This is a genomic window from Cereibacter ovatus, assembly GCF_900207575.1.
Taxonomy (GTDB): domain Bacteria; phylum Pseudomonadota; class Alphaproteobacteria; order Rhodobacterales; family Rhodobacteraceae; genus Cereibacter_A; species Cereibacter_A ovatus.
On sequence record NZ_OAOQ01000006.1, the window covers coordinates 152,530 to 175,269 of the forward strand.

General features: G+C 61.8%; 21 protein-coding genes, 2 tRNA genes and 1 pseudogene. 4 read left to right on the forward strand and 20 right to left on the reverse strand.

Features of this window, described 5'->3' with window-relative positions; translation table 11 throughout:
- Positions 1 to 109 precede the first annotated feature (109 nt).
- Positions 110 to 256: pseudogene (locus CRO07_RS19475) on the reverse strand (IS481 family transposase); the annotation flags it as partial.
- A gap of 784 nt (positions 257 to 1,040) precedes the next feature.
- Between CRO07_RS19475 and CRO07_RS09260 the strand changes: the two are divergent.
- A tRNA-Gly gene (locus tag CRO07_RS09260) sits at positions 1,041 to 1,114 on the forward strand.
- A 157-nt stretch (positions 1,115 to 1,271) separates the two neighbouring features.
- Here CRO07_RS09260 and CRO07_RS19320 read toward each other — a convergent pair.
- The 8 genes from CRO07_RS19320 to CRO07_RS09295 form a co-directional block, all read right to left on the reverse strand.
- The gene (locus CRO07_RS19320) at positions 1,272 to 1,403 is read right to left on the reverse strand and encodes a hypothetical protein (protein WP_268876233.1); all 132 of its coding nucleotides are present in this window, start codon (positions 1,401 to 1,403) and stop codon (positions 1,272 to 1,274) included.
- Positions 1,400 to 1,966, reverse strand: a complete 567-nt coding sequence (locus tag CRO07_RS18275; protein WP_328589326.1) for an AAA family ATPase — start codon at positions 1,964 to 1,966, stop codon at positions 1,400 to 1,402. The genes CRO07_RS19320 and CRO07_RS18275 overlap by 4 nt, the downstream gene beginning before the upstream one ends.
- A complete protein-coding gene (locus CRO07_RS09270; RefSeq protein ID WP_097030411.1) occupies positions 1,899 to 2,207 on the reverse strand; it encodes a hypothetical protein in 309 nt (102 codons plus the stop codon). Before CRO07_RS09270 ends, CRO07_RS18275 begins: the two co-directional genes overlap by 68 nt.
- A gap of 154 nt (positions 2,208 to 2,361) precedes the next feature.
- Complete coding sequence (locus CRO07_RS09275; RefSeq protein WP_097030412.1) at positions 2,362 to 3,684, reverse strand: tyrosine-type recombinase/integrase; 1,323 nt, start codon at positions 3,682 to 3,684, stop codon at positions 2,362 to 2,364.
- 685 nt (positions 3,685 to 4,369) lie between these two features.
- The gene (locus CRO07_RS09280) at positions 4,370 to 6,391 is read right to left on the reverse strand and encodes an ASKHA domain-containing protein (RefSeq protein ID WP_097030413.1); all 2,022 of its coding nucleotides are present in this window, start codon (positions 6,389 to 6,391) and stop codon (positions 4,370 to 4,372) included.
- A gap of 86 nt (positions 6,392 to 6,477) precedes the next feature.
- Complete coding sequence (locus CRO07_RS09285; protein ID WP_097030414.1) at positions 6,478 to 7,452, reverse strand: methyltetrahydrofolate cobalamin methyltransferase; 975 nt, start codon at positions 7,450 to 7,452, stop codon at positions 6,478 to 6,480.
- The gene (locus CRO07_RS09290) at positions 7,449 to 8,381 is read right to left on the reverse strand and encodes a methylenetetrahydrofolate reductase (RefSeq protein WP_097030433.1); all 933 of its coding nucleotides are present in this window, start codon (positions 8,379 to 8,381) and stop codon (positions 7,449 to 7,451) included. Before CRO07_RS09290 ends, CRO07_RS09285 begins: the two co-directional genes overlap by 4 nt.
- Positions 8,382 to 8,409: 28 nt before the next feature.
- The gene (locus CRO07_RS09295; protein ID WP_097030415.1) at positions 8,410 to 8,706 is read right to left on the reverse strand and encodes a virulence factor; all 297 of its coding nucleotides are present in this window, start codon (positions 8,704 to 8,706) and stop codon (positions 8,410 to 8,412) included.
- Between the two features lie 270 nt (positions 8,707 to 8,976).
- Here CRO07_RS09295 and CRO07_RS09300 point away from each other — a divergent pair, with 270 nt between their 5' ends.
- The 3 genes from CRO07_RS09300 to CRO07_RS09310 all read left to right on the forward strand — a co-directional run bounded on the left by CRO07_RS09300 (position 8,977) and on the right by CRO07_RS09310 (position 11,287).
- Positions 8,977 to 10,113, forward strand: a complete 1,137-nt coding sequence (locus tag CRO07_RS09300) for a Ppx/GppA phosphatase family protein (protein WP_097030434.1) — start codon at positions 8,977 to 8,979, stop codon at positions 10,111 to 10,113.
- Positions 10,110 to 10,850 carry an RlmE family RNA methyltransferase gene (locus CRO07_RS09305; protein WP_097030416.1) on the forward strand — a complete coding sequence of 247 codons (741 nt, stop codon included), beginning with the start codon at positions 10,110 to 10,112 and terminating at the stop codon, positions 10,848 to 10,850. The genes CRO07_RS09300 and CRO07_RS09305 overlap by 4 nt, the downstream gene beginning before the upstream one ends.
- A gap of 360 nt (positions 10,851 to 11,210) precedes the next feature.
- A tRNA-Arg gene (locus CRO07_RS09310) sits at positions 11,211 to 11,287 on the forward strand.
- A gap of 195 nt (positions 11,288 to 11,482) precedes the next feature.
- Here the strand turns inward: CRO07_RS09310 and CRO07_RS09315 are convergent.
- From CRO07_RS09315 to CRO07_RS09360, 11 genes are all read right to left on the reverse strand, one after another.
- Positions 11,483 to 13,363 (reverse strand): TniQ family protein, encoded by a 1,881-nt coding sequence (locus CRO07_RS09315; RefSeq protein ID WP_176504532.1) that lies wholly within the window; start codon positions 13,361 to 13,363, stop codon positions 11,483 to 11,485.
- Between the two features lie 66 nt (positions 13,364 to 13,429).
- The gene (locus tag CRO07_RS18890; RefSeq protein ID WP_204839996.1) at positions 13,430 to 13,642 is read right to left on the reverse strand and encodes a hypothetical protein; all 213 of its coding nucleotides are present in this window, start codon (positions 13,640 to 13,642) and stop codon (positions 13,430 to 13,432) included.
- A gap of 426 nt (positions 13,643 to 14,068) precedes the next feature.
- A complete protein-coding gene (locus CRO07_RS18895) occupies positions 14,069 to 14,560 on the reverse strand; it encodes a DUF3732 domain-containing protein (protein ID WP_204839997.1) in 492 nt (163 codons plus the stop codon).
- A gap of 21 nt (positions 14,561 to 14,581) precedes the next feature.
- Entirely contained in the window at positions 14,582 to 15,946 is a 1,365-nt protein-coding gene (locus CRO07_RS09325; RefSeq protein WP_204839998.1) for a hypothetical protein, read from the reverse strand.
- Positions 15,943 to 16,389, reverse strand: a complete 447-nt coding sequence (locus tag CRO07_RS09330; RefSeq protein WP_097030419.1) for a three component ABC system middle component — start codon at positions 16,387 to 16,389, stop codon at positions 15,943 to 15,945. Before CRO07_RS09330 ends, CRO07_RS09325 begins: the two co-directional genes overlap by 4 nt.
- Entirely contained in the window at positions 16,386 to 17,609 is a 1,224-nt protein-coding gene (locus CRO07_RS09335) for a hypothetical protein (protein WP_097030420.1), read from the reverse strand. The genes CRO07_RS09330 and CRO07_RS09335 overlap by 4 nt, the downstream gene beginning before the upstream one ends.
- Before the next feature lie 837 nt (positions 17,610 to 18,446).
- Positions 18,447 to 18,758, reverse strand: a complete 312-nt coding sequence (locus CRO07_RS09340; RefSeq protein ID WP_097030421.1) for a hypothetical protein — start codon at positions 18,756 to 18,758, stop codon at positions 18,447 to 18,449.
- Between the two features lie 8 nt (positions 18,759 to 18,766).
- Entirely contained in the window at positions 18,767 to 19,219 is a 453-nt protein-coding gene (locus CRO07_RS09345; RefSeq protein ID WP_176504533.1) for a YiiX/YebB-like N1pC/P60 family cysteine hydrolase, read from the reverse strand.
- A gap of 219 nt (positions 19,220 to 19,438) precedes the next feature.
- Complete coding sequence (locus CRO07_RS09350) at positions 19,439 to 19,876, reverse strand: EcoRII N-terminal effector-binding domain-containing protein (RefSeq protein WP_097030423.1); 438 nt, start codon at positions 19,874 to 19,876, stop codon at positions 19,439 to 19,441.
- The gene (locus CRO07_RS09355; protein WP_097030424.1) at positions 19,873 to 21,693 is read right to left on the reverse strand and encodes a DEAD/DEAH box helicase; all 1,821 of its coding nucleotides are present in this window, start codon (positions 21,691 to 21,693) and stop codon (positions 19,873 to 19,875) included. Before CRO07_RS09355 ends, CRO07_RS09350 begins: the two co-directional genes overlap by 4 nt.
- On the reverse strand, positions 21,686 to 22,180 hold the full coding sequence (locus CRO07_RS09360) for an HNH endonuclease (protein WP_235840964.1): 495 nt from the start codon (positions 22,178 to 22,180) through the stop codon (positions 21,686 to 21,688). The genes CRO07_RS09355 and CRO07_RS09360 overlap by 8 nt, the downstream gene beginning before the upstream one ends.
- Between the last annotated feature and the right edge of the window lie 560 nt (positions 22,181 to 22,740).

Sequence of the window (22,740 nt, forward strand, 5' to 3'; positions counted from 1 at the left end):
TCAGGCTTGCGGTGTTGGTCGGCGCACCGGTAATCCGTCCCATGGTTGATGGGACGCGGACGTGGAAATTTCTCGGCAGGATGAACGAGGGGATTTCGATGAAGAAGAGATGAATCGCTGATCGCGTCAGGCGTGGGGCCTGCGACTGAAGCGCATAAAGGCTGTCGTCCAGTGCCAGGAGCGTGTGGCGCCGGAAGGCCACGACCGTCGCCTCCTTGGTCTGCGTCAGCACAGTGGAACGTGGGTCCGTCGGCCCGGTCTTCATATCTCGACCGTCGTCCGCTTGCGCCACCGTCTTGGAGGCGTCGGGAAAACGATCCGTTTTCCGATCCTCCTTACTGCCGCGTTCCCGGCTCGGGTGCGCGGGCGACGTTTGAGATCACCGAATTGCGGCTCTGACGGCGAACGTGGTCATGGCGCTGCCGTGACGAACCTGTCCCATAGTGCATCCTTCCATTCCGGAGAAAGAAGCGCACCATCAGACCGTGGGATCAAGCAGCTGATCGTGTACGTTGTTGTAAAGACGCAGCAACGCCACAAGGTTCCAGCGGCCTCTTTGCCCTCGATCCGGGCGTCCACGGTATTTTCCTGTCACTGGCCGGTCGTTGGGAGACGAGCCAACGCCCTGTCGTCACCATTTGTTCAATGGCCGTTTGTTGGCGGATCTCAGGCATTCTCGGCTATTTTCGGATATCGCCGCGCGTAGCCAGTGTTTCTGTGCGGTCACATGATCGCGGGCCGCGCCCACCGCAAGCGCCCGACCCTCATGCCTCGGACACGAGTGATCCGCGGGTTCCGCTTGATCAGAATTCCGGCCGTCCCGTGGTCGCAGATTCGACACGGGACCGAAGGCGCATCCGGTGTCGGCGGTGTGCCCGGGATCGGGGCTGCGTCAGATCAGGGTCTGGCCTTGACGACCGGCTTCGAAAATTTTGGTTTTTCAACAGTCATTTACGCCGAAACAGCCATATGCTCGCCGAACTTGCCCTGCAACATGAAGGCCTTGCGTTTGCCTGCCGCCGCGGCTATTCAGGCGCGGTGCGGGTGTAGCTCAATGGTAGAGCGAGAGCTTCCCAAGCTCCAGACGAGGGTTCGATTCCCTTCACCCGCTCCACCCCATCCCGTAAGCTATTGATTTTGCGCTAAAATAAAATGGCGCCGGAATGCCGCTGCCTAATGCGCTGGCCAACGAAAAGGATGCTTGATGCGCCGTCCTGACACGGGGTGCGACAGGTGGCCGCCATCCGGCCACCCGTCCTCGCGGTTGTGGATCAGGCCCGTCCGGCCCCTTGCTCGACCACGGCGCAGAGCGCCCGGAGCGCGGCCTCTTCCTGCATTGCCCGCTCTGCCAGCGCATCCACCGACCGCTGGCCGAAGCCTGCGCCCAGGAGCGCGTCCCTCACGGCGTCCAATTCCATAGGCAGGTCCGGGTGCTGCCCGAGCGCGTCGAGCATGTCGTGCAGGATGATGCCATGCACGGCGGCGGCGAGGGCGGCAGGGGCGGGGATGGTTTCGATCTGCATGGTCTGTCTCCAATCAGCATGGGTTCGGTGAGTGCGGAGACGGTAGCACATCGCGGCAATTCGTAAAGAAACGATATTTTCCAACAGCTTAGTTGGAAACTTTCCAGCGATTTGCCCAACGGGTGCGCCGAAGCGGTTGACAGCAGCGACTTCCCGGTGCCGCCGTCACCATAGAGCAGGGTCACGTTCCGGCTCGGCACCAGATCGCGGACCAGCCATTGCCGTTCGGGGACGGACAGCGAGGCGAGGGCGCTTGCGGGGAAGAATGCGCCCCCTTGCACGCGGCCGCACCCTGCGGCATCATCGCGCTTGCTCGACTTCCCATTCGCCCCGGCCGCGCCCGCCAGCGCGCCGGGGTTTTCAATTCGGCCCATTTCACGCCTCCTGCCGAAGGACGGGCCGATAGGCGAGGACGTTGCCGCGGCACGGCGCGGCAACCACATGTCCGCGGTCCCGAAGGGCTGCAAGTGCGCGATGAGCGGTCGTCTTCCCGATCTTCAGGTCATCGGCGACCTGGTCGAGGACAAGCTCCACACGCGATTCGCCGCCGGTGAGCTTCGTGGCAAGCCTCGTGGCAATGCGCGACGTGACGGGCGCAAGATCCCGGTCATCGGCGACTTGGTCGAGCCACTTGAGCAGATCGTCGCTAGAGAGTGCGCCCGTGGGCGCTGATTGATACTGCATGGGGTTCCCCCACTGCCCCTCCCGCTCGGGAGGGTTGATTGATGCACCCCATGGCGTGTCGCCACCTCACCAATCAGCAGTAATCAATCCCACGCAGGGAGCGTTCGCGGGCATTCCCAATATCGGAAATGTCCCGCGTTTCGTCAATGCGCGATCACGCGGTGCGCACCAGCTCGATCACCCGGCCGGTCGCCTCGCCGCGCAGGAACCGCGCCCAGTGATCCATCATCGCCCGCCTGCGCTCGATCATGTCGGTGCGGCGGTAGGCCCGCTCGACCTCGGACCCCACGAGGTGGGCGAGGGCAATCTCGGACATGTCGCGGTCATAGCCCAGCTCGGCCGTCCAGTCGCGGAACGAGCTGCGCAGGCCGTGGGGCACCGCGGGGCGGCCGGTCCGGGCGTCGCGCCACCCGGCCTTGTCCACCGGCAGGCCGGCCGCCTTGGCCTCTGCCTCCGCGTCCTCCTGCATCCGCCGCATCACGGCCGAGATGCTCATGTCAGAGATCATCCCGCCCCGTGTGCTGGGGAAGACGAGGTCGCTGCCCAGCATCCGCGGCACCGCCTTCAGGATCGCCACTGCGTCACCCGAGAGCGGCACCCGATGCTCGCGCCCCATCTTCATCCGGTCGGCCTGGATCACCCACAGGCCCGCGCCCAAGTCGATCTCCTGCCATGTCGCGCCGCGGACCTCGCCCGAGCGCGCCGCCGTCAGGGCGGCGAAGCGCAGGGCCGTGGCCCCCATGCCGTCGCGCTGGCCGAGCTCCTCCCACCAGTCGGACAGGCGATTCAATGGGACGGCGGGGAAGTTGCCGGCGCGGCCCTTCGCGACCGCGGATGGCGATGGCATGAGCTCCTTCAGGTTTCCTGCCCACCGGGCCGGGTTGTCGCCCGTCCGGTGCTTCGAGACCGTGGCCCACGCGAAGATCGCCTCGAGATAGCCGCGCATCTTCTGCGCCGTGTCGGGCTTCGTCGTCCAGATCGTGTTCAGGGCTCGCACCACGTCGTGCGGCGCCACCTCCTGCACTGTCAGGTCGCCGATCTCCGGGAAGGCATAGGCCGTCAGGGTCGAGCGCACCGCCTTCTGCGACTTCTCAGGCCGGTCAGACAGCTTCGCCTTGATCCACCTGTCAGCGGCGTCGGCGAAGGTCAACGTCTTGCGCCGCGCGGCCGCCAGAGCGGCCCGCGCCTCCTTCCGCTCCTCGATCGGGTCAATCCCTTCGGCGATCTTCCGCTTCGCCTCCCGCGCCCGGTCGCGCGCGTCGGCCAGGCTGACCTCAGGATAGGCCCCGAGGCCGATGGCCCGCCGGCTACCTGCGACCATCGTGCGGAGGATCCATGACTTCGACCCGTTCGGTGTGATCTGCAACAGGAGCCCGGCCACCCCTCCCGCCTGCACCCACACGTTGCGCTCATGCGTGCCGGGGTGCGCCGCCCTCTTGATGTCGAGCGCCCCGAGCTCTTTCGCCCGTTTCGGCATTCCTGTAGCCTCCAATCAGCAATCCGCAGTATGGATCGGAACCGGAATAGAACCCGCGTCCGCTTGCCAAACCGCCTCCCATCGGCCTCGCCGGCGGCGAGGGAGCCGAAGAACGGCAGCAGATCCATTTTCCCGCCAGCCACGCCGCTGGCCAAAACTGATGCTACTGGATGCGTATAGACGCAACTGGAAAATACAAGCGGTCGCCAAAAATCCCTTGTTTTACAGGCAAAATGCAACTGCCTGATACAGGGTGCAACAGCCTATCGGCTCCCTTCACCCGCTCCATAACGCCGCTGCTGGCTGATCTCTGGAAATCCTTGCTGACTTTCGCCCTTTGAGGCGGGCTGTCGTGCATGTTGCCTGTCACAGGCGGGCAGGTGGTCCTGATGCCCATCCGCAGCCCGTCGCGGCGCTTTTGGTGAACGCAGGCGTCTGTTCATCGCGCCACTGTTTGCGAAGCGGCCCGGGGTGGTATTGTCAATGCCTGACGGGGGACTGCGCGAACGGACCTTATGTTCGCGGCGGCAGCACGCCCGGCGGAAGTGCCAGACCTGCCGCGCGCGGATTGCCGCGAAAGGCCATTGCCCGCGTCGTGAAATTCGCCCGGACCATGCTGCCGTGCCACCACATCCGTTTGGCCCGGAGATAGGCGGCCATATGTGCAGGGTCCGGGCGCGCCGGATCAGCCGCGACGGCGGCGGCGGTCGGCGCTGCCGCCGGTGTTGAAGTTGACGACGGGCAGTGTGACCACGCGGGACAATTCGGGGAACGGGTCCACCGCGTGGGGGATCGCGTTGGCATTCACGAAATGCTCTTGAAAGCGCGGCTCGATGGCGGTCTCGATCTTGTGGATCTGGCGCACCAGATCCTCGACGCCGTCGCGCGCCGCGACCGAGGCCAGCGCGATCCGCGCGCCCGTGCCCGCGGCGTTGCCGGCCGAGATCACCCGGTCCAGCGGCACGTCGGGGATCATTCCCAGAACCATTGCGTGTTTCGCGCTGATATGGGCGCCGAACGCCCCGGCCAGCACCACCCGGTCAACCTTGTCGATGCCGATTTCGTCCATCAACAGCCGCGCCCCGGCATAAAGCGCCGATTTCGCCAGCTGAATCGCCCGGATATCGCCCTGCGTCACCAGTATCCGCGGCCCGCCCGCGGCGCTGGCGTCGTGCAGCAGATAGGAATGGGTCCGCCCGTCCGGCTCGCAGCGCGGGGTGCCGGTCTGCTCGGCCGAGCCGATCAGGCCGCGCGGGTCCAGAAGCCCCGCCATGCGCATCTCGGCCACCGCCTCGATGATGCCCGATCCGCAGATGCCGGTGATCGGGCCCGCCGCCGCGGCAAAGCCCGGATCGTCCGACCACAGGTCACAGCCGATCACCCGGAAGCGCGGCTCTTTCGTGGCGGGATCGATCTCGACCCGCTCGATCGCGCCGGGGGCTGCGCGTTGGCCGGATGAGATCTGCGCGCCCTCGAACGCGGGGCCGGTGGGCGAGGAACAGGCCAGAACGCGATCCTGATTACCCAGAAGGATCTCGGCGTTGGTGCCGACATCGACGATCAGGACCATGTCGGTCGACTTCTGCGGTTCTTCCGACAGCGCCACCGCCGCACAGTCTGCGCCGACATGGCCGGCGATGCAGGGCAGCACATAGACCCGCGCTGCCCGGTTGACCGCGCCCAGATCCAGATCGCGCGCGTCCAGCGAAAGACTGCCCCCCGTCGCCAGCGCAAAGGGCGCCTGACCCAGTTCCACCGGATCGATTCCCAGCAGCAGATGGTGCATCACCGGATTGCAGACGATCGCCAGTTCGTAAATCGCGCCCGGTTCCACCCCCGTTTCGGCCGCGATCCGGGTTGCCAGCGTGTCGATGGCCTGCCGCACCGCGGCCGTCATCTCGATATCGCCGCCGGGGTTCATCATCGCATAGCTGACCCGGCTCATCAGATCCTCGCCAAAGCGGATCTGCGGGTTCATCACGCCGCTGGACGCCAGCACCCGGCCATCGCGCAGGTCGCACAGATGCGCGGCGATGGTGGTCGAGCCAAGGTCGATGGCCAGCCCGTAAAGCCCGCCGTCGAAGAACCCCGACCAAAGGTCAAGGATGCGGGTCCGGTCATCGTGGTTGCCCTTGTGCAGCGCCACGGTCACCTTCCAGCCGCCCTTGCGCAGCGCGGGCTGAAGCCGGCGCAGGATCGCCAGATCGGCCGTCACGCCCTCGATCCCCCACTGGTCGCGCAGCGCGGCTTGAAGCCGTTCGAAATCGCCCGAGGGCTCGTGCATGTCAGGCTCGGCCACCTCGACCAGAACGGTGCGGGTGGCGGGGTCCATCGCGATCTCGCGCTCGGTCGCGGATTTGCGGATCACCTGCTTGTGGACCTGACTTTCGGGCGGCACGTCGATCACGACATTGCCCATGATCTTCGCCTGACAGCCCAGACGACGCCCGTCAATCATGCCGCGCTTCGACTTGTAGCGTTCCTCGACCGCGTTCCATTCGGACAGCGCGTCGGCCGCCACCGTCACGCCATGCTTGGCAAAGTCGCCATAGCCGGGCTGGATCTGGCATTTCGAGCAGATCCCCCGCCCGCCGCAGACCGAATCCAGATCCACCCCCAGTTGCCGCGCCGCCGTCAGCACCGGAGTGCCCACGGCAAAGCGGCCGCGCTTGCCCGAGGGCGTGAAGATCACCAGCGGATCGGACATGGCGGACTCCTGCATAGCAAAAAAGGGCGCCTTGGCGCCCGGCAGCGACGGTGAAAGGGGGCCGCAACCCGCGGCCCCCGCAAGGATCAGCCGCGGGCGCGGCGGCGGCCGCGGCCACCCGCGGCGGCCTGTGCGGCGCAGGCTTCGGGGAAGCTGGCGCCTTCCTTGACCGCGTCAAGGATGCGCGAGAAGCGGATCCATTCGGCGCCGTTCGGGTCGTGGTTCATCAGCATGTTGGCGGCGCGGATCGCCTCCATCTCGACCGAGCGCACCGGGTTCATGATCGCCGAGGTCATGCCGGCGCCGATCGCCATCGGCAGGAAGGCCGCGTTCACACCATGCCGGTTCGGCAGGCCGAAGGACACGTTCGACGCGCCGCAGGTGGTGTTCACGCCCAGTTCATCCCGCAGCCGCCGCACCAGCGCGAACACCTGCTGGCCCGCGCTTGCCATGGCGCCGACCGGCATCACCAGCGGATCGACCACGATATCATGGGCCGGGATGCCGAAATCGGCCGCACGCTCGACGATCGTCTTCGCCACGGCAAAGCGCACGTCGGGGTCGGGGCTGATCCCGGTGTCGTCGTTCGAGATCGCCACCACCGGCACGTTGTATTTCTTGACCAGCGGCAGAACCAGTTCCATCCGCTCTTCCTCGCCCGTCACCGAGTTCAGCAGCGGCCGGCCCTCGCAGGTCTGAAGCCCCGCCTCCAGCGCGCCGGGAACCGAGCTGTCGATGCACAGCGGCGTGTCGGTGATCGCCTGAATCCGGGCGATCAGATCCTTCATCAGCGGCGGTTCGACGAAGTTGTTGTCGGCATAGCGCGGGTCTTCGGCCATCTTGTTGGTAAAAACCGCGCCCGAGTTCACATCCAGCACCATCGCCCCGCAGGCGACCTGTTCCAGCGCATCCCTTTCGACGGTCGAGAAATCGCCCTGTTCCAGTTCCGCAGCCAGTTTCTTGCGGCCGGTGGGGTTGATGCGTTCCCCGATCACACAGAAGGGTTCGTCGAAGCCGATGACGACGGTTTTCGTTTTGGATTCAATGACAGTACGGGTCATGCTTCAACCTTTGCCTCAAGATTTGCCGGGATACCGGAACGGCCGCCGTTCGCTGTCACCCATTCGGCATTGGCCTTGATGCCGCCGAGCGGGAAGAAGTGAACAGAGTCAATGCCGAACAGGTGGTTCTTTGCCTTGTGTGCGGCGATGCCGTTCACAAAGTCGGTGGGCTCGTAGGGCAGCAGCAGTTTGGTCACATCGGTCGCGCGCTTTTGCAGCACGCGCATCGACGGACCCACCCCGCAGGCCACCGCGAACTTGATCATGGTCTGAAGTTTGGCCGGCCCCGCGATGCCGATATGAATGGGCAGCGCGATGCCTTCGGCGGCCAGACGCTCGGCCCAGGCGATCACCGGGTCGGGCTCGAAGCAGAACTGGGTGGCGATGGCCATTTTCGCGTCGGTCCGCTCCGAGAACGCCTGCTTCCAGCGCAGCGCCTCCATCACCATCCGGTCCGAGCCGTCGGGATCGATGTCTTTCGATCCTTCCGGGTGGCCTGCCACATGCAGCCTGTCGAACCCGTCGAACAGCCCGGTTTCCAGAAGCTGCATCGAGGACTGGAAGTCGCCCTGCGGCGCGCGCAGGCCGCCGGCCAGAATCAGGCCCTGCTTCACATCGGCTTCGCCGCGATAGCGGGCGATCCAGTCGGCGAGGGTCGCGCGGTCCTTGATGATGCGCGCGGGGAAATGCGGCATCACCGGAAAGCCCTCGGCGTTCAGCCGCCGGGCGGTGGCCACCATCTCGTCGATGGGCGTGCCGTCGATATGGGCGATGTAGACCCGGGTGCCGCGGGGCAAGAGGTCGCGGAAATCCGCGACCTTTTCGGCGGTGCGCGGCATCACCTCGATGGAATAGCCCTTCAGCAGCGCCTCGACCGGCGCGGCGACTGTGGGGGCGGCCGCCTCGCGGCGGAGTTTGAAAAGCGCCATGGCGGCCTCCTTCAGGCGGCGGGGCAGGTCAGGCCCGGCCATCGTTGTCGATCAGCGCCTTCAGGCGCGCGGCATCGTATTCGGTATCCAGACGCAGGGCGGTCGCGCGGGCGAGGGCCTGGGCATCATCGCCTTCGGCCTCGTGTGCAACCTTGCGCCATTCGGCAAGATAGGCATCGGAATCCCGGGCGCCGATCTTCATGGCGCAGCGGTCAATGGCCTGTTCGAACCGCTCGGGCAGGGGGGCCTTTGCCCCCTTCCGGCCGCGGCCCACGATCACCTGGGCCGGTATGTCGCGCCAATAGACGATCGTCACTTCGGTCATCGCTGATTCCCCTTCCTCGTCTCCTCATACGTGTCGCAAAGTCGCGATCGGCGTCGGATTTCGACATGGTGCGCGCACAGAGCGACGCCGGTCACCGCGGCTGCCCTGGCCGGTCCTGCATAGCCGGAAAGACGGGCAGGCGGGAGGCATGCGAAGCTGAAAAATCCTCATGCAGATGATGAGCCGGAACCGAAGGTCGCTGCGACGATCCGACCTTGCGAAGGGGGGCCTGCGCGCATACTCTGACAGCAACCATGAATGGAGGGCGAGATGACGCCCGAGCGTCCCAGGGGTGCGGACGCGATCCCGGAGCGCAGCGATCTTGCGGTACGCCTTCCGGTAGAACCATCCGTCACCCCATCGAATGACCGGGGGCAGCTTTACGCGGCGCTGGACCTCGGCACGAACAGTTGCCGCATGCTGATTGCCCAACCCAGGGGCAGTCAGTTTCAGGTCGTGGATTCGTTTTCCAAGACCGTCCAGCTTGGCGTCGGGCTTGAAGTATCAGGCCGGCTTTCGCGTGCCTCGATGGGGCGCACGATTCAGGCGCTGCGGATCTGTCACAAGAAGATCGAGAAGCATCAGGTGCGCCGGATGCGTCTGGTCGCAACCGAAGCCTGCCGCCGCGCCAAGAACGCCCGCGATTTCATCCGCCAGATCCGGCGCGAGACCGGCCTTGCGCTGGAAATCATCGCCCCCGAGGAAGAGGCCCGGCTGGCAGTGATCTCTTGCGCGCCGCTGGTCTCAAAGCGGACCGAACAGTTGCTGGTGGTGGATATCGGCGGCGGCTCGACCGAACTGGTCTGGATCGACCTGTCGGCGGTGCCGCAGGACGAGCGGCCCCGCGCGATCATGCGGCTTCATGCCGGGTTCACGCCCAAGGGCATCGGTCCCGAAGCGCGGGTGGTGGACTGGATCTCGGTTCCGCTGGGCGTCGCCACGCTGAAGGACCAGTTCGTGGATGTGGACGACGATGCCGCCCGTTTCGCGCTGATGAGCTGGTACTTCGAGGAAAACCTCGCCAGTTTCTCGCCCTACAACGCCGAAAACCCGCGCGAGGGGTTTCAGATCATCGGCACCTCGGGCACGATCACCACGGTGGCGGCCTCGTTCCTGGGCCTGCGCCGCTATGACCGGACCAAGGTCGATGGGCTGCACATGACCTCGGACCAGATCGACACGGTGATCCGGGATTATCTGGCGCTTGGCCCCGAAGGCCGGCGCACCGATCCCCGCATCGGGCGAGAGCGTCATTCCCTGATCATGTCGGGGGCTGCGATCCTTCAGGCGCTGATGCGGATCTGGCCGACCGACCGGCTGTCGGTCGCCGACCGTGGCCTGCGCGAGGGGCTTTTATATGCACAGATGAGCGCCGACGGCGTTCTGGAAGACGGACCCTACAAATGACCACAAAGAACACCTCGGGGCGCGGGCAGCGCGAATTGCGCGTTCGTGTCAAGACCGCGAAGGGGCGCAAGCTGTCCTCGACGCTGTGGCTCGAACGGCAGTTGAACGATCCCTATGTGGTCCGCGCCAAGAAGGAAGGCTTCCGGGGCAGGGCGGCCTACAAGATCATAGAACTGGACGACAAGTTCGGGTTCCTGAAGCCCGGCTGCCGTGTGGTCGATCTGGGCTGTGCGCCCGGCGGCTGGTGTCAGGTCGCGGTCGAGCGGGTGAATGCGCTGGGGGAAAAGAAGAACAAGCCGCAAGGCACCGTTCTGGGCGTGGACCTGCAAGAGGTGGAACCGATTGCGGGCGCCGAGATCCACCAGCTTGACTTCCTGTCGGACGATGCCGACGAAAAGGTGAAAGGCTGGCTGGGCGGGCGCGCCGATGTGGTGATGAGCGACATGGCCGCCGCGGCCTCGGGGCACAAGGGGACCGACCACCTGCGCATCATCGCGCTGTGCGAGGCGGCGGCAAGTTTCGCCTTCGACGTGCTGGAAGACGGCGGCACCTTCGTGGCCAAGGTGCTTGCGGGTGGTGCCGAGAACGAGCTTCAGGCGATCCTGAAGCGCAATTTCACCAAGGTCGCCAATGTGAAGCCCCCGGCCAGCCGCGCCGACAGTTCGGAAAAGTTTGTGGTGGCGATGGGCTTCCGCGGTCACAAGGATGAGGCCTCGGGCCTTCCCGACACCGAGTGATTGCGGCAACCCCATCCACCAGATGCCGGAACTGAACACCAGGACGGACGTGACCGACTCGCATGCAAGGCAGCCGCAAGCTACGCGAAGACGGCGCTGCCTGGCGGCACAAGTGAGGGTTCGGTGTCCATCCAGACCGTAAGTTTCAAGGCCGAAAAGAGAAAAGTAGCCAGTCGGACAAGCGGCGAGGTCTCAGTTGAGACCTGATTTCCAACCTTTACACAGGCGACAAGGCCCCGTAGCACAACAGAAAAACGGAGGCGCCGTCCAAGCATCCTGTCAAGTGGCGACAGGGTATTGAAACGTAACAGGAAACGCGTATAGCTGTTCGGACCGAGCCGTTTTCTGAACCGCTTTCGCGGCCCCGTAGCACAACTGGATAGTGCAGCGGTCTTCTAAACCGCAGGTTCCGCGTTCGAGTCGCGGCGGGGTCGCCAAATATATGATTTTATTGAAGATGACGTTCGACATCCAAACGCCGACTTTTCGACAAAAATCGGTATTTTGAACGGCCCGGCAGCGATCAGGCACCAGTGTGGCCGGATCTAGGAGGTCAAGCGTGCCGTTCATTGTCCCAGCCTTGAGGCGCGGGCCCTCAAGCGGCCGTCACCTCCGACTCGGCCTCACATGCATCAAGGTGGAAGTGCCGATGAAGGGTTCTGCCTCAGGCGGGGCAGCGCGCGCTTGATGTCATCGCGGAGGTAGATCGGGCCGTAGTCCTGCCCGTCTGGCCGGTATGGCGCGATCCCGTTGGAGGTCAGGCGTGCCAGGATCGTGTTCCTGTGCTCTCCAAGCTCGACCTCCAGCGTGGTCGTGGTTGTGAAGCGTAGGTGGAATGCGGCGATGTCGGCATCGGTCATGTAGGGCCGCAGGACTCCTGTCTTCGGATTTCGCACGACGCGTGCGGGCGTGTGACCGGCCGCTAAGAATGCGAGAAATTTGCCGCCGTCCCGAATCCCCACGCTTCGGCCGAAGGCCGCCGCGGGAAGAAGCCCCTCATCCGCCATCCGTGACGGAGGCTCCGCCAGCGAGTCGACCGCGGTCTTGCGCACCACAAGCCCGCTGTAGCCATCGGTTCCAGCCCGGCGCCCGACCTCAAGCCTTGCTTCCCGGATCGCGGCGATAAGTGCGCCAACACGCACTCCGGTCCGACGCTGCGACCACTGAAGGCTCTCCCACGCATCGTCCTCGGCGCTGACTGCCACCGCTTTGGCGTTCAACTCGTCGACCAAGTCCGTTCCATCAGCGGTCCGCCACGGAGACTTGATCGCCGGGATCCTCGTCCGGGGCATCAGTATCCCATCTTCCTCCAGCGATTTCAGCTCGTTCCGGGTTGCTCCCATGGCCTTTTGCATCTCGAGCGGTCCGACCAAGGTCGGGATCTCGCCCAAGATGTCCGCATACCGACGGGCGTCGAAGGTCTTCCGGTTGTCGGGGCGGTCATCCTTTGGCTGGAGGGCCCCGGTCTCCGTCAGGAACTGTCCCAGCAGAGCCGCAGTGACGCCGGTTTCGGATGCGGCCGTCCGCAAGGAGTGCAGGCGGCGTTCCGGCAAGGGTTCCCCGAACAGCATCTCGCCGGCCGCCAGAGGCCAAGTGTCGAGGATCACACCTCGGACGATCGCACGGAAGGGCTCGAACGCGGCCTCCGCCGAGTAGTCACGATCCAGTTTGGCGAAAAGATTGCCGAACGCCTTGCGTGGCGTATCACTTGCCCCACCGGCGAGGGCCGCCAGATCGGCGAGAGTCTCGCGGATCGCCGGCTCGCCACGCCGAACGACGTCGAAGCCAGCGGCCTGTGCCATTCGGAGTGGATCACAACTTTCGGGCATCTCGTGAATGCCGAGGCGCAGCATCTCTGTCCCGAGCAGCCGAATGAAGGCCGTCGCTGCATAGAGAGAGTGACCGGCAAGCCAGGTCCCGTCCCGCGCGTCCTCCAGACGGCCATCAAGCCACACATCGTAAGGCGACAGTTCCACGCGAGCCTGCTCGGCCTCGCACGACAGAATACGCTCCTCGATTTCGGCGAGCCGGGATCCGATGTCGAACCGCTCGGTGACCAAGGCTGCATCCCACGTTGGGACGAGTGGATGGCGGTGTAGGAGACAGACGCTGACTTCGCGTAACTGCCAGTCCCCTCTCATCGCCATTGCCTCGATCGGCGCCCCGTCGTGCGCCGCGGCATCCTCCCTCAGGCATACGGGGCAGCCCCGCACCACCGGGTTTCGGAGGGCTCGCGAAACGAAAATCTCGTTCCGGAACCTCATGCGCACGTTGCCGACGCGCTCACCGGTCCAACTGAGCATGTCCGCCAGGACATCAAGAGGAAGGCCGCCAAGCTCGCCGATGCGCTCCAAGGCATGCTGATCGAGGTCGATCGCACGCTTCAGCGAGAATCCCATGTCGACGCAGAAGTCAGCGGCACTGACGCCGTTCGTCGCGGCGAGGCGCGATACGAAGGAGTGGAATGTTTCCCGGTGAACCGGAAGGGGGCGCAGGAGCTGTGCGGTGCTCAACACGGAACCGGAAGAAGAGCTGGATCAAGATGGCTGCGGATTCAAGACTGCACGACCAGATGCCTCTCATGCAATAGCGGCGGCCGTGAAATCTCCTTGAGGGCGTCGATGGGATTTCGGTCCTTCTGGGCTGATTGCGGCCGCTGCCAGGTTGTCGAGATCGACGTTACGCAGGAGGACCTGTTCCAGATCTTCGCCGCTTGTGAAGTGGTGGCTCTGCACCATGTACTCGATGTGGCCGTTGAAACGCTCGGCCGTGCCGTTGGTCTGCGGGCGCAACGGCGGCGCCCGGCGATGCTCAATGCAGAGGTCGGGCAGAAGCGGTCGAAGTCGTGATCGCCTTTCGCGGTGCGGGGTTGCAAGCAGAACAACCTCTGATTGCGCTCCTTTCCGTTGTTCGTGAGCACTCAGGCGGTGCGCACCAGTGCCGGCTTCTCGCGACTGCGCAGAAATTGACACCCTGGCCGGGCGCCGACCCGTCACCGCCGGTCGACCTCGACATATGCTGCGTTGCCGCATTCCCGGAAGGTGCCATACGTCTTGCTCCGCAGCGAACACCCTGCCAAGGTGGTAGCGATACGGAACAGAGCGGACGCTCGCGGCACCCGGCGCGATATCGTCGCCATCACGTGAGGAAGCGGTAACCGGACGAGTTGGAGAACCGCCTGACCACGATACGCCATGATGCTGTATGAGAAGACATTGCTAGCGTGCTTGCGCGCCTTGAATTAGGGCATTGCCGTCCCGGAATATCTCGACGAGATGGAAATTTTCAAGATTTTCCCAGTATTTCGGTTTGATGTGCTCGAACAGGATGATTTGAAATACCTTGCCCGCGCTGTTCGTTTGGGAAATGAAATGGTCGAGCAGTTTGAGGGCAGAATGGACCTTAGCGACGTCGCTTTCGTTAACGTCCCGATCCTCCTCATCGGGTTGCTCACTCTTCGCGCCGCCGTTCTCGTCATCTCCCCAGTATGGCCTGGAAAATTGATCGATGATGAGAAATGGTGCCACATGCCGACCTCCGTTCGCCATAATGACCTCATGCAATCCCAGGAAAAGAAACAGGTGGAGGAACATGTGATTTGAGCTGCTGCCAACGTTTTCTATGAACGTCGTCTTTGGCTTTCGTAAATGAAGCTTCTTTTCCTTGTAGTCGAAAGAAGCGCGATACTCGCCGTAATTTCCAAGAGCCACGCTGAATAAGGCGATATATTCTTAGATTGTCTCGTCGAGAACGCTTGTGAAATGCTTCTGGCGCTCCTCCGCTGACAGGACCGTGATTTCGCCTATTTGCCTCTCGAGATTTGCAATATCGGCTTCAAAGTTGCGTGAATTATCTTGATCCGATCCTGTGAGCGATTCAAGCTTGGCCTTCACCTCGCCAATGAAAATATATCGTTCTTTTTCACTTTCGAAAACCGAGCTGCTCGAAGGCAGCGCTTGAAGTTCGCTTTGCAACTGCCTGCGTCGAGCTTCCAGTTCTTTGATTAATTCCCCGATATTGCTGTCCAGAGGGGTTTTCTTGGATATTTCTTTGTTGATCGCCATCAAACCCTCTCCCAGTCGCTCGAGGATTTCGAAAAAGACGGAAGTACGAACAGTATCAGTGTAGTTGTCCCGGAGATAGGCGACCGGCTTTAGGCTGTCGGCGGTTTCGGATAGAATACTTTTATGTGTGCTGTATTCGCCCAAGAATTTGCGAAGTCCGTTAATCTTTCGAGAAACCCGATAGATTTCGGCAGATATCTCCTCGTGTCTCCCCAAGACAAATATTTCCGAACCTGTCTCTCTTTCAAAAACCATCCGCTGCAAAGTCGCCACCGCTTGCTCGGCGTCCGAACTGTCGGATATGAGTCCGTAGGACATTGCCCGGGCGGTCGTCTCGGCAAGCTCGCCGTAGAACGCCTCGCGATTTTCGTCTGTTTTTGCCGATTGCTTCTGCAGGCGCGCCAAGCGCTTCTCGAGCTGCGCGCGCTTATCGCGTTTGAGGATGTTTTCGACAGTGTCGATCCCCACTGCAATGTCGAATATGCGCGGCAACGCCTCACGGGAGCGGGGCTGATCCTGCTTGTCGAAAAACTGCTCGCTGTGAGTGATAATGTCCTGTGAGATCGTGTTGAACAGCAGGAAGTAGCGAAGCGATATACGCGAACCTGCCTGCAGATACCGCCCGCCGAATGGGATCCTGACATCCTGATCGATACCGAAATCGGCGCCGAGCTGCACCTTCAGAGCCGGTTCCCGAATGTTTGCCTCTGGGGCGTCGTCGGGGATCTCGCCGATGGACGAGAAATAATAGTCACTCGAGACTTCTTGGCCGCTTGGTGCCCTTCTTGCCAGTGTATAGACCTTGTCGTTCACGTGTATTTTCAGGCCATACCAAAGGGTGTTTTCGTTGATGATGCTTTCCGAAATGCGGTGTCGGCTGGCGAAGAAGCAGTAATCGAAGATATCAAGGATTGCGGTCTTACCCGTGTGGCTGGCGCCCGTGATCACGTTCACCTTGTTAGGAAGGAACGACAGTGTCCGGATTTTACCACTGGCCAGCCAGAGATGAAGGCTTTCGACATGGAATTTCACAGTTCGATCCTCGTATTGAGGTAGAAAACGTCGACGCTGCCGGAGATGATCGCGGCGATATTGGACGAGGCGCAATGAATCCGATTGGCCCGGCTGCCCATGGCCGCGGTGATCGGCATCGGCGCGACAATGGCAGCGCCGTCTGAACGAAATTCAAGGGAGCCAATTTCGTTCAACAGCTGAAGTGCATTGACGGTGGGTGCCAGACAGGCACGATAGCGTTCGGCAAAATTATAAAAATATTGAGTTTTCTCGATGAAGTACTGCTCAAAACTGACGATCCGGAAACGGGCATTTGCGAGCTGTCTCACCATATCGCGATGCGCCACAATCGGCAGGATCAACATCAAGCGCGGGAAAGTTAGAAATTCTGCCTTTTCCAAAACGGCTGAGATCGCGAAAGCATCAATGCCTAGGTTGTTATAGAAGCTGCTCAGTTTCAATTATACAGATCTTTCCAGTTGTGCAGCCAACCCATGACGGGCCGATCGGACAGTTCATAGAAGCCGCCGTTGCTCATTCTGATGGGCAGATCCTGCGAGGCGAGGGGCAGTTTAACTTTGCGTAGCTCTTGAACGATACCCCGCGCCGCAGCCACTGCCGCCGGCCCATCCGGTGGTGGTCTGCGGCCAGGGTAACCGGCGAGAAAAGAGTTGTCCCAGTAAGTGTCGGCCTCTTGCTCAAGGGCATCGACATCAGACTGAGTAATATCACCGTCTTGAATCCACTTCTCGATATTATCCCGGAAATTCAATCGCATGGTGGTGAATTTTGTTAGAGTTTCGACGTCATCTGTCGTAATATCTTCGATGTCCACGAGCTGCTTGATGAAAGTCTGGTCTGAAAGATTTCCAGGAAGGGCTGGAGTAAGATCTCTAATCAAAAATCCCGCACTTCTCGCCTTGTCGAAATCTCGCCGGCATTCTCGATTGAATTGCTCAAAGCTAAAGCTGATTTTTTCTCCCGCTTTCACTTTCGCAAATGAGTTCGCCCGGATTTTGGAGTCCACGGCCTGAAACACGTCATCGACCCTGGTAGGGTGGATTTGCTTTTCCAAAATCGAGTCTTTGCACCTAGTGATGATCTCATCGAGGCCCAGTCCGAACGATAAATTTCGAAGGAACGCCTCCGATACACAAGGGTCAAGGCTCAGGAGCCCGTCAATATATCCTTGGATGGTCTCATCTTTGGTCTCGACCTTAAGCGCCTGGATATCCGCTATGAAATCCGCGTGCTGTTTGGAGCCATTCCAGAACTCATCAATCGAAGACAAGAAAGAGTTCCGGGCGTTTTCGGACTTGTTGGATGCGAGAAAAAATGAGGTAGTCTTTAGAAATGCCAGTTGATCAGCCACGGCAGTCCGTCCGTCTGCCGGATCGACAATCAGTTTGCACCAGTTAGAAATCGATTTCCAGAGATCAGGGTCGAGCGTGGTAAGGTTTATAGGATTTCCTTGCGCATTTTTCTGGACGGTATGCTTCAATTGGACGAGCAATTTTTTTCCGTCCGCACGCTCGATGTAAACATCATCCAGAACTTCGTAGCCCGCAGTTTGGCCGCTCTTCAGGTTCAGGAGCTCATTCAGAAAATAGTAATACTGGTAGTCGAATCCGATTGACTTGTCTTCTGCGCTTGTTTTGTCGACGCGTGACCTCTCGTTCATACCCCACCTATCGAACGCGCAGGAACCTAAGCCCTTTGGAGTTATGGATATATTAGCGTCTCAAGTGTAGCAGTCAATCAGTCTGCCCTGACGTAAGAGGTGGCTCGGTTATCTAAACAGGGTAAGGGTGTTTTCCAAGTGGTGTTCCGCGCTTGTTATGCCGCTGCCGCTTCAGGCATCGGTTGGTTGAAGTAACTTGATCGGGTGTTTTCCCGTCAAGCGACAAATGTGGCCGTCGGCTGTTGTAGAAGCCGAGATTGCGGCTGATGCCGACCGGGGCCTCGGGCACGCCGGCATGCCTGCGCGTTCACGGCAAGCATCAGCCAACCGCATCACAGGTTGCTCGATTGACCGCTTTCGCGCCGTCGCTGCGGTTGGAACGCCGCACCGTCGGGCGGCTCTTCGCCCTCTGCGACGCCCGGTCGCAGCAGGCAGGCTAGGTCGTGAGCCGGCGGCCGACCCTCCCGGCGAAGACTTCCCAAGCGGCCAGTCGAGCGCGTTGCCGTGAGAGGACCGAGCAGCCGAAGATGCCTGTCGAGTTGCCTCGCTGCATCAGGATTACGATTGTCCACCGCGACGCGGCTGCACATCGTAATTTAGCTGACAACATCTGCGTCATTCAGCTTTTGGGTGGCTCTTGAGCCAATGCTCTGCAACATCGATACGATGAGCGTGATTTGCTGCAAGCGTCAGGTAAAAGTGCATTAACATCTCAATTGTTCGTCTTGGCTGAATGGATAGGTAGTACCGGTAGACACTTGCATTCTGCACATATCGGTTATCCGAACGCCCTCCTTCGGAAAGAGTGCCCTCACAATACGCCCTAATATCTTTAGGCTATCGATTGCCTATGTCTTCCAAAAGCCCTGCATCATAGCGCCAAGGGTTGATCTCATGATCGACTTTCCAGACATCAAAAAATCCAGACTCGAGATAAAGCTGCATGATTGTGCTGTCATGCTCGGGATGTTCCAGCACCAGTTTATCTACGTCACTGAGATGCTGGATGGATTTGTCAATCATCCGAGCCCCGTTCAGGATGTGGTTTGTCGACTGCCGCATCAGATCAAGGCCGCTGGGATGGTCCTGCCAAGCCTGAAACTCTTCATCGGTCACTTCCAAGGTGGCGCCGGCGACTTCGACGAGCATCGTGCTGCTCAGTAAGTCCTTGGGGGTGCAGAAATTGGTGTTTTTACCAGATTGTAGCCACTTTTAGCATAAGCTTGCGCCACAAGGCGGCTACAGAACTGTTTAGAAGTTCCTCTCTTCCCAAGTCCCTTCCACGCCCTGCCAGCTTCAATTATGCCATATTCGCTTCCGACGCGTTCCCGGACATATCTGCAAATTTCATTTGCGGCCGGGGCAGGCAGCTCCTCCTTGAGGCGCAGAACAAAAACAGCGTTGTGCTCCTTGAAAAACAATCTCTGTGTATTATTCGAATGCACACCATCCCTCGTCGCATCGATGACCGAGCAGTGTCCAACATATAGCATGGCGTGAGAAATTGGGCTGGTGGTCGTTGCGCGGATGAATTTACTGATCCCCTCATCGCTGGTGGTCAGTATTACGTCTGCAATCTTTAGTGCTTTCTCGTTAAGTCTTTTTCTCATGGAACCTATGCCGTCCATAGTTTTGCCTTGGGGGGCGTAAGGGCGTCGCATTCCGGAAGGTAGTACGGCTGTCCTTAATACTCTGGCTTGAGTTTGTGCCAGTCTTTTATAGCGTCCGAGGGCGTCTTTCTGTCCAGTGCAGATTGCGGCTTTCTCCCGCTTCTGCGGAATCGATGCCGCAACCTCACCCGCTGCTCACCGTCCTTTGCTTCCCCGTGGCTAGTGAACCCGGCTCCAGCCCCGTAGCTTGATCCTGACTGGGCCCTCATTTGTCTCCGGCTGGGCCTCGGTTTCAGGTCGGATCACCCGGATCCCATAGTGCGACTGGCCCGGTGCTATCCCGATCTCGAAGACATCGCCGGCTTTGGCGCCGGCGTCGCGGAACCACGCGGTCATGTAGGTGATGCGATACTCGTTCCGGGTGCCGTTCTCGTCGTGCAGCCGGTTGTTGTAGTAGACGAAGCGGAATTTATGGGGCACGCCGTCCTCTCCCACGCAGGTGAGCCAGGCGGATGGATTCTTGATCGAGGGATCGAGAGGCGGAAGGATCGCCAGCAGTTCCTTCTCGCCCTTGGGAATGAGAACGCCCGCCTGATGGCCGCCGGTGGATCCGACGTCGTTGGCACTCAGGGTTTTTCGGAAGGCTGCTTTCGTCATGTCGTCTCCGGAGTAATCTCAAGGGCTCGCCGGAGGTCTGCACTGTCCCGCATCGCGGTCGGTACGGTCTCGTTGCCCAGTTCCTGCTTCCATGCCGAGCGGTCCAGCATGACCCGCTCGACGGTGTCCTCGTAGAAAAGCCGGTAGACCGTCACCGGCAGGGTCTGGCCACGTCGATGGGCGCGTGCGCTCGCCTGCGCCTCGAGCGCCGGGTTCCAGACCGGGGTCATGTGGATGACGATCGTCGCGGCGGTGATGTTCAGACCGGCACCGGCGGCTTTCGGGTTCAGGACAAGGCAACCCGAACCGTCATGGGCGCTGAAGTCGTCGATGATCTTCTGGCGGTCTTCCTGCGGCGTCGCTCCGTTGATCGCACCCCAGAAAGCAATCGGGAGATCGGCCCCCGCCTCGCGCAGAAGGTCGCCGAGTCTGTTGAACAGGGCGAAGACGAGGACCTTCCGGCCGTTGCGGAAAGCCTCCCGCAAGAGTTCCACGGTCCGCTCCAGCTTGGGAGTGATCAGGGGCAGATCGTGACCGCGTTCCAGTTCCGCGAATTCGCCGTCGGCGTCGTCCGCATTGGACGGCCGCAGCCAGGGATGCGCGCAGAAGAGCTGGAGTTGCAGGGTCGCGACCAGTGGCCCCGCCACCGGATACCGGGCCAGCGTTTCCTCGCGCGCCCGCCGGTAGCCCTCGACCAGAGGTCCGTCCAGCTCCAGCGGCAGATCGATGTCGATCCGTTCCGGCAGGTCGCCCGCCACGTCCGCCACCCGCCGCTTCAGGATCAGCGGGTCGGTGACGGTCGCGAGATCCCGGGCGGCTTCCAAGGTGTCCGGCCAGGTCTTCTCGAACGACTGCCGAGTGCCAAGCAGACCCGGCACCACGAAGTCGGCCAGCGACCACAGGTCAACCAACGTGTTCTCGACGGGCGTCCCGGTCATCGCCACCGCATGGCGGCGGGGAATGGTGACGATCGATCGCCTGCGGACCGAGTCCGGGTTCTTGATCGCCTGCGCCTCGTCACAGATCACCCAGGACCACTCGAAGGCGGAGAAGATGGCGATGTCGTTCACCATCGTGTCGTAGGTGGCGATGACGACGTTGCTGCCCTGCAGCCCGCGCCACGTCCCGGGACGCTGCGGTCCCCGGTGGACCGCAACCGTCAGCGAGGGCGCGAAGCGCGCGATCTCCCGGACCCAGTTCGCGATCAGGCTCGTCGGGCAGATGACAAGGGCCGGGGCATCGGCAGGAGGCGGAGAGAGCAGCAGGAGTGCGATGATCTGGAGCGTCTTTCCCAGCCCCATCTCGTCCGCGAGGATCAGGCCGCCGTTGCGCGCGGCCGCCTCGCGCATCCACGCCACGCCCCGGGCCTGATAGGGGAAGAGGGTCGCCTGCAGGCCCGGCACGTCCACGACGCCGGGCAGATCCTCGGCGGCCGTCCCTCCCGGAGCAAGAAAGCTTTCCGAGGCGGAGACGGCAATAGGCATGTCCTCGCCGCGAAGCAGACGGATGGCGTCGCCGAACCGGATCCGCCCTTGGTCGAGGTCGCCCGTGGCGGCACGGACGAGGTCGCCGACATCCGAGGGCAGCGGTCGCAGGACCGAACCATCGACAACCCAGCCATGGGCCGGCGTCGGGGCGGGAAGTTCCAGACGGTTGCCGCGGACGGTCCGGATCCCGATCAGCCGCACAACGATACGGCCGCTCTCGAGATCGAGGCGGATCTCCGGATCGAGAACGCGCTCCGAGAGGGTGAAGCCTTCAGGCAAATGGCCGGCAAGATCGTCGAAACGATGGGGGAGCGCCGCGAGATCAACCATGATGGATCCCCATCATGCCCATCAGTTCCTCTGGCGTGTACGGCCACGGGCGGCCGGTGTGAACGGCGCGGTGGCAACTCGGACAGAGAGGCACGAGGTCCGTTTCCGGATCGTACGGCCGGGGTTCTTGCAGCATCGAGACCGGTTCGAGGTGATGGACCTCGATGATGCCGCCCGCCGCGCCATAGAGGGCCTCCGGATCGGTTCCGCAGATCCGGCAGGTCCGCCCATGGATGCGCAGGCACAGGAGCCGGTTTCGCGGGTTCCGCTCGCGCCGGTTTACGGTCGCCCGGCTGAGGGCCCCTTCGACCGCGGGGAGGTCCGTCCCGGGCACCTCCTCCACGACGTCATAGCCGATGAGTTCCGCCATGGCCGCCATCAGCGGCACGAGAACCTCCCGGCAGGTCAGGATCACAGCCTCGTCGGTGTCCGGGTTGATGGTGTCGTGCCGGAAAGTTGCGGTGATCCCGAAGCGGGCATCCGCCACCGTCCAGTCGTCCAGTCCCTGATCCCCTCCTCCTTGGCCAACTGGCCCAGGGGCATGTTGTTCGGCGGCAGCATCTTCGTGAGAACCGCCGCCTTTCGTTCCGGTGGATAAGCCAAACCCGTCGTCCTGTTCCGCCCGCCTCAGGATACACTTCCAGTTTCAGAACCGGGAACAACTACCCTGACGGAGGGGGCCCTTCCGGTTGTCAACGAAGCGGAAGCTCAGCAGATTGCCTCTGAGGTCGCCGCCATAGCCGCCAACCTCAACGCTGCGACCGGCCAGATCGTCGGAGAAATAACCGCAAGCGCATCAGCCAGCATCGAAGGCGCTGCCATTGATAATGCTCCACAGGAATGATAAAGTGTCCTCGACGCGCGTTCTCATCGTCAGTAGCTGAGCATGCGTGAATTTCCCCGAAGAGCGATGCGCTCCGTCATTAAAGACACCGAAGAGCTGAACGACGTTTGAATAGCCCCGAGTTTCTTAGACACCTTCGTGTGTCATCTTCCTCTGCCGTTCGAACTCGACTGGTGACAGCATTCCGTTCCTCGCATGCTTGC

What these genes read in the sequence shown, in the direction of transcription:
- CRO07_RS09295 (WP_097030415.1), bottom strand. Translation starts at nt 8,706, where the DNA reads ATGACCGAAGTGACGATCGTCTATTGGCGCGACATACCGGCCCAGGTG.
- CRO07_RS09335 (WP_097030420.1), bottom strand. Translation starts at nt 17,609, where the DNA reads ATGAACGAGAGGTCACGCGTCGACAAAACAAGCGCAGAAGACAAGTCA.
- CRO07_RS18275 (WP_328589326.1), bottom strand. Translation starts at nt 1,966, where the DNA reads ATGTGGTTGCCGCGCCGTGCCGCGGCAACGTCCTCGCCTATCGGCCCG.
- CRO07_RS09305 (WP_097030416.1), top strand. Translation starts at nt 10,110, where the DNA reads ATGACCACAAAGAACACCTCGGGGCGCGGGCAGCGCGAATTGCGCGTT.
- CRO07_RS09340 (WP_097030421.1), bottom strand. Translation starts at nt 18,758, where the DNA reads ATGCTCGTCGAAGTCGCCGGCGCCACCTTGGAAGTGACCGATGAAGAG.
- CRO07_RS09285 (WP_097030414.1), bottom strand. Translation starts at nt 7,452, where the DNA reads ATGACCCGTACTGTCATTGAATCCAAAACGAAAACCGTCGTCATCGGC.
- CRO07_RS09280 (WP_097030413.1), bottom strand. Translation starts at nt 6,391, where the DNA reads ATGTCCGATCCGCTGGTGATCTTCACGCCCTCGGGCAAGCGCGGCCGC.
- CRO07_RS09355 (WP_097030424.1), bottom strand. Translation starts at nt 21,693, where the DNA reads ATGGTTGATCTCGCGGCGCTCCCCCATCGTTTCGACGATCTTGCCGGC.
- CRO07_RS09270 (WP_097030411.1), bottom strand. Translation starts at nt 2,207, where the DNA reads ATGCAGTATCAATCAGCGCCCACGGGCGCACTCTCTAGCGACGATCTG.
- CRO07_RS09290 (WP_097030433.1), bottom strand. Translation starts at nt 8,381, where the DNA reads ATGGCGCTTTTCAAACTCCGCCGCGAGGCGGCCGCCCCCACAGTCGCC.
- CRO07_RS09350 (WP_097030423.1), bottom strand. Translation starts at nt 19,876, where the DNA reads ATGACGAAAGCAGCCTTCCGAAAAACCCTGAGTGCCAACGACGTCGGA.
- CRO07_RS09275 (WP_097030412.1), bottom strand. Translation starts at nt 3,684, where the DNA reads ATGCCGAAACGGGCGAAAGAGCTCGGGGCGCTCGACATCAAGAGGGCG.
- CRO07_RS09300 (WP_097030434.1), top strand. Translation starts at nt 8,977, where the DNA reads ATGACGCCCGAGCGTCCCAGGGGTGCGGACGCGATCCCGGAGCGCAGC.
- CRO07_RS09345 (WP_176504533.1), bottom strand. Translation starts at nt 19,219, where the DNA reads ATGAGAAAAAGACTTAACGAGAAAGCACTAAAGATTGCAGACGTAATA.